A 12706-nucleotide genomic window follows, 5' to 3' on the forward strand; every position below is an offset into this window, starting at 1 on the left:
AACCGGTCCATGCCATTCGTCACCGTCGAATATTCCGAGCGGCTCGCCGCCACCTTCGACCGGCGGGCCTTCGCCCGTGAGGTCCACGAGGTGGCGCCCGCGTCGGTCAACGCGTCCACCGAGGCCTTCAAGACCCGGTTCCGGCGCATCGAGGAGTCGTACTTCGGCGCCGCCGAGGACGACATCGACTCCGTCTTCGTCCAGGTCGCGATCCTCTCCGGGCGCACCCCGAAGGCGATCGAGACGCTGAGCGAGACCGTCCTGGAGATCGCCCGCAAGCATGTGACGGCCGTCGACGGGCGGCGGCTGCACGTCATGGTCGAGACCCGCGAGATGGAGCGGGACTACTACCGCGCCCACAAGGAGTAGCGCCCCGCCGTCGAGCAGAGCACCGGCGAACTCCACGGCCACCGCGCCCACCAGGTCGTGGCGGGGGAGGGGTCAGCCCAGGTAGGCCGGGGCCAGTCCCGCCGTCAGCAGGCGGCGGGGCTGGCCCGTGCCGTCGGCCGGGACGGTGTACAGGTCGCTGCCGTAGTCACCGGCCAGCGCGTAGGCGACCGTGTGGTCGTCCTGCCAGACCGCCTGGTCGTCCACGCTCCTCGGCTCCGCGAGCGGCGTCTCGTGCATCGTCGCCAGGTCCAGGGCGTACAGCCGCCAGGGCGCGTCGGCGGGCAGGCCCGGCACCCGCTTCTTGTAGACGATCCGGGTGCCGTCGGGGGAGAGGGAGGGGCACTCGACGTTCGTGTGCAGGGCGGTCACCGTGCGGGTGGCGAGGTCGCCCCGGACGAGGTGGGTCTGGCCTCCCGTCGCCATCGTCGCGTAGAAGTGCTGGTCGTCGGCGGCGAAGGTGACGCCCCAGAAGTTGGTGTCGGCGGCGTGGTGCTCCTTGCCGTCCAGGACGGCGCGGAAGTCCTCCAGGGACGCGGTGAGGCGGCCGGTCCTGGTGTCGAGGACCGCGGTGCGGGTGGAGAAGTTCGTGCCCGCGTAGCTGTCGCCGCCGACGAACACCGTCCACGCCACCCAGCGGCCGCTGGGCGAGACCCTGGCGCGGGTCGGGATGCCGGGCAGGCTGTAGTGCGCGCGCTCCTTGAGCGACGCGTCGAGGACCACCGCGCGGTAGGCGTCCGTCATCGTGCCGCGTTCGGCCTGGAGGCAGATGCCCGTGCCCGCCGCCGCGTAGAAGCGCAGGCACTTCACCCCGGAAGCCGTGCGCGGGCCCGCCGGATCACCGGCCGCGACCGTGCTCAGCTCGTCGCGGTGCGGGCCCCACGCCATGTTGCGGAACACGATCCTCCGGTTGGCGCCGGGTGTCAGTGACACCGTTCCGGCGGCCACCGGGGGCCCGCCCGCCTGCGTCCGGTTCTTGCGGTCCGCCCGGCCCGCCGCGTGCAGCACGGACGCGGTGGCGACGCCCGCCAGGACCGCGAGGGCCGCCACGAGCACCAGGATCTTGTTGCGGAGGGTCAAGGCCGGGCTTCCTTCGCGGAGTTCGAGGGGCGGAGCAGGAAGGCGCCCATGGCGCAGGCCGTGAGGACCGCCGCCGCCGTGCCCAGCGCCGTCCGGTCGCCCCACGCCGTCCAGGCCGCGCCGAACGCGATCGAGCAGACGAAGCGGGCCAGGGCCTGGCCGGTCTGGATCAACGCGAGCCCGGAGGAGCGGAGTTCGGCCGGGACCGAACCGGCGGCGGCCGCCATCAGGACGCCGTCGGTCGCCGCGTAGAACCCGCCGTGCAGGGCGAGCGTCAGGAAGGGGAGCGCCGGGCTCTGCCAGCCGGTCAGGAGCAGGGCGTACGCCGTCAGCAGGGCGAGGTGGCCGCCGAGGAACACCTGCCAGCGGCCCACCTTGTCGGCCAGCCGCCCGAGCGGCACGGCGAGCAGCAGGAACGCCGCAGCCGTGCCGAGCGGCAGCAGCGCGAACCAGCGGTCGGGCACGCCGAGCCGGTGCTGGAGCAGCAGGTAGATGAAGGAGTCGCTCACCGTGGCCAGCCCCAACAGGAGCGCAGCGACGGTGAGTTGGCGCACCGTCCGCACGCGCAGGAGCGCCAGGGCCGCCTTCAGGGAGGCGCGCGGGGCGCCTTCGGGGAGGGCGGTCGCGGGCACGCGGGAGGGCACGAACAGGAGCAGGACGAGGACGCCCACGGCCGCCACGCAGAAGCTCACCGTGAACACCGCGTCGTATCCGTCGGTTGCCTGACGCAGAATCAGGAAGGCGGTCAGCGGGCCGAGCAGGGCGCCCGCCGTGTCCATCGCCCGGTGCACCCCGAAGGCCCGGCCGCGGGACTCGGGGGCGGACGCGAGGGAGATCAGCGCGTCGCGCGGCGCGGTGCGCAGCCCCTTGCCGGTGCGGTCGGCGGCAAGCACCGCGCCGATCACCGGCAGTGAACTCGCCACCAGGAGCAGGGGTTTGCACAGCGCGGAGAGCCCGTAGCCGAGCACCGCGACCGTCTTGTGCCGGCCGCCCCGGTCGGCGAGGTGGCCGCCGACGAGCCGGACCAGCGCGCTGAAGCCGTTGTAGACCCCGTCGAGCAGGCCGAAGCCGAGCGGGGACAGGCCCAGGCCCGTCACCAGGTACAGCGGGAGCACGGCGGTGACCATCTCCGAGGAGACGTCCGTGATGAGACTGACCGTGCCGAGCGCGAACACGGTGGGGGCGACGGCCGAACGCCGCCCGGAGGTGGGCCGGGCGGCGTCGGCGGATGCGGCCGGGGTGCCGCGACTGTCCGCTACGTACACGTCAGCCGGCCCAGATCCCCGTGATGTCGGTGGCGTCGGCGGCCTGCCCGGCGTGCGCGGTGCCGTACATGTCCTCGATCGTGCGCAGCACGTCGTAGTGGTTGTACGTCGTCGAGGACGAGGAGCCCGGGGTCACCGGCTGGCCGTAGAGGACCGTCGGGATCCGGTTGCCGGCGAGCCGGTTGTCCTCGTCGAAGGTGACGACGAGCAGGCTGTTGTGGGTCTTGGCCCAGGTCGCGTACGCCCCCAGGTTGTTCTTCAGCCAGGTGTCACCCGTGGAGACCGAGCAGTCGTGCATGTCGCTGCACAGGTTCGGGGTGACGTACGAGACCTGGGGGAGGGTCGAGTAGTCGGTGGGGAACTGGGCGAAGGTGTACGCCGAGGAGGTCGGCACGTTCGAGAAGCCGAACCACGGGTTGTGCTTCTGCGCGTACTTGCCGCTGGAGCAGGTCGTGGAACCCTGGCCGGGCAGCGACTCGTTGTAGCTGGCCCACGACTTGCCCGCGGCGATCAGCTCGGAGGCGAGGTTGGGCGCGTCGGAGAAGCCCGGGGTCACACAGCTGTCGTCGGTGATGCCCTGGGTGTCGCCGGAGAACATGGCGTAGTAGTTCGGCTGGCTCGGGTGGGTCTCGGCGTACGAGGCGGTGAGGTTGGCGCCGCCGGTCTTCAGCGAGTTGATGTACGGGGCGCTGGAGCTGCCGATGACCTGGTTGTAGGCGTGGTTCTCCATGACCACGACGACCACGTGGTCCGGGGTGGGGACGCTCGCCGCGGATGCCGCGGACGACGTGCCGCCGAGGCCGGCCCACAGGCCGGCGGACGTGGCCGCGAGGCCCAGGGCGGTGAAGAGGGCGGTGCGGGTGCGGCGTGGTGTGGGCTCGCCGGACACGGCTACCTCCGGATTGAGGGGGAATGGCTCACCCAGGGGTCGGGTACAGCCAGGGAGCGGGTGGCGGTGCACCCAGAGATTAGGGGTGTCCATGTCAACCTGGAAGGTGAAAGTGGGTGAAGACCCGGGGAACGTCCCGTGCCCAACGCGGTGGCGTCCCCATGGACCACCTTCGTCCCCCTACATTGGGGCCAATGACCAGCTCCACCCCCCACCCCGGCGCCCTGGTTCCCCCCGCCCCCGCCCCCGACCGCAGGCCCTTCTTCGACAACGCCAAATTCCTGCTCATTGTCCTGGTCGCGCTCGGCCACAGCTGGGAGCAGGTGTTCACCCCGCACACCGAGGGCCTCAGAGCCCTGCACAACCTGGTCTACGGCTTTCACATGCCGGCCTTCATCCTGCTCTCCGGCTACTTCTCGCGCAGCTTCACCGGCCGCCCCGACCAGATCCGTCGGCTCCTCACCGGAGTCCTCGCGCCCTATCTGATCTTCGAGACCATCTACACGTTCGTGTATCACTGGGTGCGCGGCACGGAGCTCGCGGTCACCCCGACCTCGCCGACGTATCTGCTGTGGTTCCTCATCGCCCTGTTCGTGTGGCGGCTGACCACCCCGATCTGGAACGCCGTGCGGTATCCGGTCGCCCTCTCGGTCGTGGTCTCGCTCGCCGCGGGCACCACCGTGATCGGCGAGGACCTGGCGCTGCCGAGGGTGCTGATGTTCCTGCCGTGGTTCGTCCTGGGGCTCCGGCTGACGCCCGAGCACTTCGCCCGGCTGCGCACCCGCACGGCCCGCCGCATCGCGGTGCCGGTCTTCCTGGGGGCCTTCGCGCTCGCCTACCGCCTGTCACCCGACCCGAGCGACGACTGGCTGTCGATGGACGTCGGCGACGGCGCGCTGCACGTCTCGCCGGTGCGGTACCTGCTGCTCCGGCTGGCGCTGTTCGCGGTGAGCGCGCTCCTGGTGGGCTCGTTCCTCGCGCTGGTGCCGGGCCGCCGGATGTGGATCACGGCACTGGGCGCGGTCACCCTCTACCCGTATCTGCTGCACGGGATCGCGATCCGGGTCGCCGAGCACTACGGGTTCTTCCGCGCCGTACGGGAGTCGGGCCTGGCCGGGCAGCTGGTGCTCAGCGGGCTCGCCGTGGGGGTGGTCGTCCTGCTGTCGACGCCACCGGTGCGGGCGCTGGCCCGGCCCCTGGTGGAGCCGCGCCTTCCGCGGATGCTGGTGCCGCGGGCGCAGGTGCCCGCGCCCGCGACGGCTCCGACGGCCGCCGCCGAGCGCGAGAAGACCCTCGCGCGCTGAGCGCCGAGGAGGGCCCGCCGCGGTCAGTTCGCGGCGGGCTTCCAGGGCGAGGCCGGGCCGTCGGAGCCCGCGGTCCGCGTCCAGTACAGCCGGCCGTCCAGGCCGATGGCGGCGGCCGCGGTGTCCCCGTCGTTCTCGACCGCCGAGGGCGAGCCGGTGAACAGGATGCTGCCGTCGGACTTCCACCGCGGGGCGTCGGTGCCCGGCTCCAGGCTGGCGAGCGCGCCGGACGCGGTGCGGCCGGCCAGGAGCGGTCCGGCCGCGCCGACCGTGCCGTAGCCGGAGGTGTCGCCGAGGTCGGTGACCGCCGAGGGGGTCACGCCGGTGAACAGCACGCTCTGGACGTTGCCCGAGTCCACCTTGCGGTAGTACACGCGCACCCCGTCGCCCTCCGGCTGGGCCGAGAGCCCCGTGGTGTTCGGCGGCAGCTTCGTCTCGACCGCGCGCGCCGGCATCGGAGCCCCGGCCTGCGGCTGGGCCCAGGTCAGCACCGTCTTCGGGGTGCTGGAGAAGACGTGGACGCGGCCCGCGCCGTCGGTGGTGGCGACCGGGTCGCCGGCCATGTTGACGCCGCCCAGGACGGTCCACGGACCCCAGGCGCCGTTCGCGCCCTGCGTCGCGGAGTACAGCTGGCGGTCGTCGCCGCGCAGGAACACGGAGAGCTTTCCGGTGCCGTCCACGGCCGCGGTCGGGGTCGACATGTCGAAGACGCCGTTGGTGCCGCTGTGATCGGGCGAGCCGAGCGAGCGCCACGGCCCGAAGTCCCCGCCCGGGGTGGTCTGCACGGCGGCCACCGCCTCGCGGCGGTAGTCGGTGAGCTCGGTGCCGAACAGGGTACGGGTGCCGAACACCGCGAGCCGGCCGTCCGGCAGGCGCGTCGCGCTCACCCCGGAGTCCATGCCGTCACCGGGCAGCAGCTTGGGCTCGCCCCAGGCGCTGTCCGCGCCGGGTGCCTTGTGCCACACCGCGAGGCGCTGGTCCAGCACGCCGAAGGCCCACAGGCTCCCGTCCTTGCCGGACTGCAGCCAGGAGGTGGAGTTGGTGCGGCTGTAACGGACCGACTGGGCCCAGTTGTTGCCGTACGGGCGGACCGACACCTTGCGGTCGCCGCAGCCGGCGGTGCTGGCGCAGTAGTTGTCGTCCGGGTTCATCCAGGCGTACGTCTTGACGATGTCGGCCTTGGCGTCGGCGGCCGGCTTGGCGAAGGTGTGCGGCAGGTAGCTGGTGTTGTAGCCGAAGTACGTCTGCACGCTGAAGTTCGGGTGGTTCACGGACTTCGCGTAGAGCTGCAGCGCGGCCTGCGCGAAGCGGGCGCTGTAGATGTGGTCCTGGTGGTCGATGATCTTGTGCAGCTTGCCCTCCTTGCCCGGGGTCGGGTCGAGGGTGCGCACGTGCGTGGGCCGGAAGCGCTCCATCAGACCGGCGAGCGTCTTGACGACCTGGTCCTTCGTGTACGTGAAGGCCTTGGCCGGGCTGCCGGAGGCGATCTGCGAGGCGAGCTCGGAGACCTGGCCGTTCCACAGGCCGCGCAGGCTGTGCGGCTGGTTGCCGTTGATGGAGCCCGCCTCGCGCAGCTGCACCCACACCAGGTGGATGTCGGGGTGCGCGTTGAGCGTGTCGACCTCGGCGGTGCCACCGCCGGCGGTGGGTATGGAGGCGCGCGTCCACGAGCTGGCCCGGTCGCCGGTGGCCATCTGCGCGTACGCCCCGCGTATGCCGTTCTGGCGGGCCTCGGCGTACTTCGCCTTGTCGACCGGCGGCTTGGGGCCGCCCGGCTTCTTCGGCGGCGGGGCGTTCACGCCGTCCGCCTCGCCGGCCGTGACGTACACCGACGTCATGGGGCGGCCCGAGCGGAGCGACTGGCCGGTGTCCGGGTTCATGAAGAACAGGTCGTCGTCGGGGTGGGCTATGACCTGCATCACCGAGCCGCTCTCGGGCCGCACCGGCCCCGAGGCCACCGCGGCCGGGGCGCCCGAGGCGCGACCGCCCGGGGTGTCCTGTCCCTCGGTGTCGGAGATGGCGAGTTCGGCGAAGACGCCGCCCGTGATGAGCACGGCGGCGAGCGCGGAGCCGGCGACGGCGCCACGGCGGGACAGCAGCGTGGAACGCAGCGGCAGCCTGGACTTCATGGGTACGGTCTTTCGGTACGGGCGGCCTGGGCGGCCGGGGTCAGTGCGTGAGCACGTCCTCGCCGAGCCCGGTCGTGAGTGCTCGATCAGGGCTGGTCAGAACCTGATCGGCATGGAAGACGAAAGGTCCAAGAATCGGGTTCATTTGGACTCGATGGCAAATCGTGTGGCCTTGATCACCCCGAATTCGCCTTAAATCGCCTCAAGTCCGGCACGGAATGCCGCGAAGTGGACACCGGGAGGCGGTAGTTCACCTTCCGTATGTCCGGAAAGTTGCCGTATGTCGAGCGGTCGTCACCGGTCGTGAGGGGTTCCGTCCGGCTCTTTCGGGTCGAAGGTCCCGGGCCCGCCGTCCCCCGCCCCGGTGCCGGTCGGCCCTTTGGGCGGCTCGTGCGCGACCCCGGCCGGGAAGGGCCGGGACCTGCCGCCCGGGGACACCTCGCCGGGCCCCGCGCCCCCTACTGCGGCTAGGCTCGGAATCCGGGTCTTGATCGGGTGGGCCGGTTCCGGGAACCCCCGACCGGGCGTGCGGGCGTACGTACGAGGTGGGAGGCGGCCAGATGACCGTGCCGGGGCGCAGGAGCAGCACCTTCACACGGCTGCTGCGGCATGGCTTCACCGATCCCTCGGCCGCCGAGCGCCTCCTGGAGAGCCCCGAACTCGCACCCGTACGGTCCGACCCGGTGCTCCTGGACGCGCTGGGCGCCACCGCCGACCCCGACCTGGCCCTTTTCGGCCTCGTCCGTCTCGTGGAGGCCCAGGACGCCGACGAGCGGCGCGCGCTCCTGGACACCCTGGCCGGTGCGAAACCGCTGCGCGACCGGCTGCTCGGCGTGCTCGGCGCCTCCGAGGCGCTCGGCGACCACCTGGCCCGCCACCCCCGAGAGTGGCACGCCCTGGTCACCTACGAGGCGGCGGACCTCCACCCCGGGGTCGCCGAGTTCGAGCGCGGCCTCGCCGGGGCCGTCGACCCGGTGACGCTGCGGGTCGCCTACCGGCGGTGCCTGCTGGCCATAGCGGCCCGCGACGTGTGCGGGACCACCGACGTGGCACAGACCGCCGCCGAGCTGGCCGACCTCGCGACCGCCACGCTGCGCGCCGCGCTCGCCATCGCCCGCACCGCGGCCCCCGCCGACGCCGCCCAGTGCCGGCTCGCGGTGATCGCGATGGGCAAGTGCGGCGGACACGAGCTCAACTACGTCTCCGACGTGGACGTGATCTTCGTCGCCGAACCGGCCGACGGCGCCGACGAGGGCAAGGCCCTGCAGGCCGCGTCCCGGCTCGCGGCCCACCTCATGCGGATCTGTTCGGAGACCACCGTCGAGGGCGTCATCTGGCCCGTCGACGCCAACCTGCGTCCCGAGGGCCGCAACGGTCCGCTGGTGCGCACGCTCTCCAGCCACCTCGCCTACTACCAGCGCTGGGCCAAGACCTGGGAGTTCCAGGCGCTGCTCAAGGCCCGGCCGGTGGCGGGCGACCCCGAGCTCGGCCAGGACTACCTCGACGCCGTCTCCCCGCTGGTGTGGCAGGCCGCCGAGCGGGACAACTTCGTCGCCGACGTCCAGAAGATGCGCCGCAGAGTCGTCGACAACATTCCCGCCGCACAGGTCGAGCGCGAGCTCAAGCTCGGCCCCGGCGGCCTGCGCGACGTCGAATTCGCCGTCCAGCTCCTCCAGTTGGTGCACGGACGCAGCGACGCCACCCTGCACAGCGGCACCACCCTGGACGCGCTCGCGGCGCTCGCGGCCGGAGGCTACGTGGGCCGGTCTGACGCCGCCCAGCTCGACGAGGCGTACCGCTTCCTGCGCGCCATGGAGCACCGCATACAGCTCTACCGGCTGCGCCGCACCCACCTCGTGCCGGAGGACGAGGCCGATCTGCGCCGGCTCGGCCGCTCGCTCGGGCTGCGCACCGAGCCCGTGGTCAGTCTCAACAAGGAGTGGAAGCGGCACGCCTCGGTGGTGCGCCGGCTGCACGAGAAGCTCTTCTACCGGCCGCTCCTGGACGCGGTCGCCCAGCTCGCACCCGGCGAGACCCGGCTCAGCGCCCGCGCCGCCGCCCACCGCCTCGAAGCCCTCGGCTACGCCGACCCGGCGGCCGCCCTGCGCCACCTGGAGGCGCTGTCCTCGGGCGTGAGCCGCAAGGCCGCCATCCAACGCACCCTGCTGCCCGTCCTGTTGGGCTGGTTCGCCGACTCCGCCGACCCGGACGCCGGACTGCTCGGCTTCCGCAAGGTCTCCGACGCGCTCGGCAAGACCCCCTGGTACCTGCGGCTGCTGCGCGACGAGGGCGCCGCCGCCGAGAACCTGGCCCGGGTCCTCTCGGCCGGGCGGCTCGCCCCCGACCTGCTCCTTCGCGCGCCCGAGGCGGTCGCCATCCTGGGCGACCCGGACGGGCTCGCCCCGCGCGGCCGGGACCACCTGGAACAGGAGGTGCTGGCCGCGGTCGGCCGCGCCGAGACCGCCGAGGGCGCGGTCGCCGCGGCCCGCGGGGTGCGCCGCCGCGAACTGTTCCGCACCACCGCCGGCGACCTCATCGGCTCGTACGGGACCGAGGACAGCCCCGCCGAGGAGGACCCGGGCGCGCTCGTCGACCGGGTCGGCAACGCGGTCACCGACCTGAACGCGGCCACCATCGCGGGCGCGCTGCGCGCCGCCGTGCGGGCCGAGTGGGGCGACACCCTGCCCACCCGGTTCGCGGTCATCGGCATGGGCCGCTTCGGCGGCCACGAGCTGAGCTACGGCTCCGACGCGGACGTCCTGTTCGTGCACGAGCCCCGCGAGGGCGTGGACGAGCAGGAGGCGGCCCGGGCCGCCAACCGGGTCGTCGCCGAGATGCGCAGGCTCCTCCAACTCCCCACCGCCGACCCGCCGTTGCTGATAGACGCCGATCTGCGGCCGGAGGGCAAGTCGGGCCCCATGGTCCGCACCCTCAAGTCGTACGAGGCGTACTACCGGCGCTGGTCATTGGTCTGGGAGAGCCAGGCGCTGCTGCGTGCGGAGGTGATGGCGGGCGACGCCGACCTCGGGGCCCGCTTCATCGAGCTGATCGACCCGCTGCGGTACCCGGTGGAGGGCCTCGGGGACGAGGCGGTGCGCGAGATCCGGCGCCTGAAGGCCCGCATGGAGTCCGAACGGATGCCGCGCGGCGCCGACCCCACCCTGCACGCCAAGCTCGGCCGGGGCGGCCTGTCCGACGTCGAGTGGACGGTCCAGCTGCTTCAGCTGCGGCACGGCTGGGAGCTGCCGGGTCTGCGCACCACGCGGACCCGCCACGCCCTGTCCGCCGCCCACGCGGCCGGGCTCATCGCCGCCGAGGACGCCTCGATACTGGACGAGGCGTGGGTGCTGGCGACGCGGGTGCGCAACGGGGTCATGCTGGTCCGGGGGCGGGCCGGGGACACCTTCCCGTCCGACGGGCGGGAGCTGGCGGCGGTGGGGCGTTACCTCGGGTACGAGCCGGGGCACGTCGGGGACATGCTGGAGGACTACCGACGCCTCACGCGCAGGGCGCGGGCGGTCGTCGAGGAGCTGTTCTACGGGGCCCACCTGTAGCGCGCGAACGGGGTCGCCCCGCCCCCGTTCGCGCCTTCAGGAGCGCTCGTCCTCAAGCGCCGGACGGGCCGCCTTGGCTCGCCAGGGCGGGCGTGTGGCGCCCCGTACCAGCTTCGGGAGGTGGTGGGGGAGGCTGCCGTACCAGGCGCGGGAGACCAGGACGCCGAAGGTCAGGCAGAGCAGGCCGCCCACCGCGTCCAGCCAGAAGTGGTTCGCCGTGGAGACGATCACGACCAGGGTGGCCGCGGGGTACAGCAGCCCGAGGATCCTCGCCCAGGGCGCGGACGCCAGCGCGAAGATCGTCAGGCCGCACCAGGTCGACCACCCGATGTGCATGGACGGCATCGCCGCGTACTGGTTCGACATGTTCTTCAGGTCGCCGGAGGCCATGGAGCCCCAGGTGTGGTGGACCAGGACCGTGTCGATGAAGCCGCCGCCGTTCATCAGGCGCGGCGGCGCCAGCGGGAAGAAGTAGTAGCCGACCAGGGCCACGCCCGTGGTCGCGAAGAGAGCGAGCCGTGACGCCGCGTAGCGGCCGGGGTGACTACGGAACAGCCACACCAGGACACCGATGGTGATGATGAAGTGCAGTGTGGCGTAGTAGTAGTTCATGCCGACGATGAGCCATGTCACCGAATCCACGGCGTGGTTGACCGACCGCTCCACCGCGATGCCGAGGTGGTGCTCGACGCTCCAGATCCAGTCGGCGTTCTTGAGCGCCTGCGCCTTCTGCTCGGGCACCGCGTTGCGGATCAGTGAGTACACCCAGTAACTCACCGCGATCAGAAGCACTTCGAACCAGATGCGCGGGCGGCGCGGCGTGCGCACGCCTCTCAGCCGGGCGAGAAAGCCGGTTCGTCCCGGTTCGGAAGGGGTGGGTGAGGCCGACGGCTCGTTCGGTGGAGCGGCCGTCCGGCCTTCCAGAGTCTTCACGGTCATTTCACCCATGGGAAGAGAGTCTGCCAGATGCACATACCCCCCGCCGATCATCCTCCGGTCGGGTTCGCCGCGCACCTGCTACTCCCCAAGGACGAGTTTCCGGGCGTACCTCAGGGTCGGCTCCGGGGCCTGGCCCCGGAGGTTGAACCGCGTACGACCAGCTCGGGCATGAACACGAACTCGCTGTGCGGGGCGGGGGTGCCCCCGACCTCCTCGAGGAGGGCGCGGACCGCCGCCTGGCCCATCGCCGTCACCGGCTTGCGGATGGTGGTCAGCGGTGGATCGGTGAACGCTATCAACGGAGAGTCGTCGAATCCCACCACAGAGACATCACGGGGCACGTCGAGGCCCGCCTGGCGCGCGGCCCGGATCGCGCCGAGCGCCATCATGTCGCTGGCGCACACCACCGCGGTGCAGCCCTGCGCGATCAGCGCGGAGGCGGCGGCCTGGCCGCCCTCCAGGGTGTACAGCGAGTGCTGGATCAGGGACTCCGCCTCCGTGAGGCTCAGACCGAGCCGGTCCTGCATGCCGGCCGTGAAGCCCTCGATCTTGCGCAACACCGGCACGAAGCGCTTGGGGCCCACGGCCAGGCCGATCCTGGTGTGGCCGAGCGCGGCGAGGTGGGTCACCGCCAGGCGCATCGCGGCCCGGTCGTCGGGGGAGATGAAGGGCGCCTGCACCTTCGGCGAGAAGCCGTCCACCAGCACGTACGGGACGCCCTGGGCGCGCAGCTGCTCGTAGCGCTCCATGTCGGCGGTGGTGTCCGCGTGCAGTCCGGAGACGAAGATGATCCCGGAGACGCCGCGGTCCACCAGCATCTCGGTGAGCTCGTCCTCGGTGGATCCGCCGGGCGTCTGGGTCGCGAGCACCGGCGTGTATCCCTGCCGGGTCAGCGACTGGCCGATGACCTGGGCGAGGGCGGGGAAGATCGGGTTTTCCAGTTCCGGCGTTATCAGGCCGACGAGCCCCGCGCTGCGGCGGCGCAGTCGTACGGGCCGTTCGTAGCCCAGCACGTCGAGTGCGGCGAGAACGGATTCGCGGGTGCCCGCGGCCACACCGGGCTTGCCGTTGAGCACGCGGCTGACTGTGGCTTCGCTGACCCCCGCCTGGGCTGCGATGTCGGCGAGCCGTGCGGTCACGGGATTGGACTGTACCGGTC

9 protein-coding genes are annotated in these 12706 nt (G+C 72.2%); 3 read left to right on the top strand and 6 right to left on the bottom strand.

Annotation, left to right across the window (positions count from 1 at the left end; genetic code table 11):
- The first annotated feature begins 9 nt into the window (after nt 1–9).
- Nucleotides 10–369 (top strand): 5-carboxymethyl-2-hydroxymuconate Delta-isomerase, encoded by a 360-nt coding sequence (locus tag DT019_RS06030; protein ID WP_114035581.1) that lies wholly within the window; start codon nt 10–12, stop codon nt 367–369.
- A gap of 72 nt (nt 370–441) precedes the next feature.
- Here DT019_RS06030 and DT019_RS06035 read toward each other — a convergent pair whose 3' ends face one another.
- The 3 genes from DT019_RS06035 to DT019_RS06045 are packed head-to-tail and all read right to left on the bottom strand — an operon-like array spanning nt 442 to nt 3621.
- Nucleotides 442–1467 carry a PD40 domain-containing protein gene (locus tag DT019_RS06035; RefSeq protein WP_114035582.1) on the bottom strand — a complete coding sequence of 342 codons (1026 nt, stop codon included), beginning with the start codon at nt 1465–1467 and terminating at the stop codon, nt 442–444.
- The gene (locus DT019_RS06040) at nt 1464–2732 is read right to left on the bottom strand and encodes an MFS transporter (RefSeq protein ID WP_114035583.1); all 1269 of its coding nucleotides are present in this window, start codon (nt 2730–2732) and stop codon (nt 1464–1466) included. Before DT019_RS06040 ends, DT019_RS06035 begins: the two co-directional genes overlap by 4 nt.
- A 1-nt stretch (nt 2733) precedes the next feature.
- Entirely contained in the window at nt 2734–3621 is an 888-nt protein-coding gene (locus DT019_RS06045) for an alkaline phosphatase family protein (RefSeq protein ID WP_223279322.1), read from the bottom strand.
- A 194-nt stretch (nt 3622–3815) separates the two neighbouring features.
- Here DT019_RS06045 and DT019_RS06050 point away from each other — a divergent pair, with 194 nt between their 5' ends.
- Nucleotides 3816–4925, top strand: coding sequence for an acyltransferase family protein (locus DT019_RS06050; RefSeq protein ID WP_189389210.1), 1110 nt, complete (start codon nt 3816–3818; stop codon nt 4923–4925).
- A 23-nt stretch (nt 4926–4948) separates the two neighbouring features.
- Here DT019_RS06050 and DT019_RS06055 read toward each other — a convergent pair whose 3' ends face one another.
- Nucleotides 4949–7054: a PIG-L family deacetylase gene (locus DT019_RS06055; protein ID WP_223279323.1), complete on the bottom strand. Its 2106-nt coding sequence runs from the start codon at nt 7052–7054 to the stop codon at nt 4949–4951.
- A 560-nt stretch (nt 7055–7614) separates the two neighbouring features.
- Between DT019_RS06055 and DT019_RS06060 the strand changes: the two genes are divergently transcribed.
- Nucleotides 7615–10608 carry a bifunctional [glutamine synthetase] adenylyltransferase/[glutamine synthetase]-adenylyl-L-tyrosine phosphorylase gene (locus DT019_RS06060; RefSeq protein ID WP_114035586.1) on the top strand — a complete coding sequence of 998 codons (2994 nt, stop codon included), beginning with the start codon at nt 7615–7617 and terminating at the stop codon, nt 10606–10608.
- Between the two features lie 36 nt (nt 10609–10644).
- Here the strand turns inward: DT019_RS06060 and DT019_RS06065 are convergent, their stop codons facing one another.
- Entirely contained in the window at nt 10645–11556 is a 912-nt protein-coding gene (locus tag DT019_RS06065) for a phosphatase PAP2 family protein (protein WP_114035587.1), read from the bottom strand.
- A gap of 101 nt (nt 11557–11657) precedes the next feature.
- The gene (locus DT019_RS06070; RefSeq protein WP_114036035.1) at nt 11658–12686 is read right to left on the bottom strand and encodes a LacI family DNA-binding transcriptional regulator; all 1029 of its coding nucleotides are present in this window, start codon (nt 12684–12686) and stop codon (nt 11658–11660) included.
- Nucleotides 12687–12706 lie beyond the last annotated feature (20 nt).

This window comes from Streptomyces sp. SDr-06, assembly GCF_003324565.1.
Classification (GTDB): Bacteria; Actinomycetota; Actinomycetes; order Streptomycetales; family Streptomycetaceae; genus Streptomyces.

Bases quoted from the DNA above. Each gene is read 5' to 3' on its own strand.
- DT019_RS06055 (WP_223279323.1), bottom strand. From the start codon at position 7,054: ATGAAGTCCAGGCTGCCGCTGCGTTCCACGCTGCTGTCCCGCCGTGGC.
- DT019_RS06060 (WP_114035586.1), top strand. From the start codon at position 7,615: ATGACCGTGCCGGGGCGCAGGAGCAGCACCTTCACACGGCTGCTGCGG.
- DT019_RS06065 (WP_114035587.1), bottom strand. From the start codon at position 11,556: ATGGGTGAAATGACCGTGAAGACTCTGGAAGGCCGGACGGCCGCTCCA.
- DT019_RS06050 (WP_189389210.1), top strand. From the start codon at position 3,816: ATGACCAGCTCCACCCCCCACCCCGGCGCCCTGGTTCCCCCCGCCCCC.
- DT019_RS06030 (WP_114035581.1), top strand. From the start codon at position 10: ATGCCATTCGTCACCGTCGAATATTCCGAGCGGCTCGCCGCCACCTTC.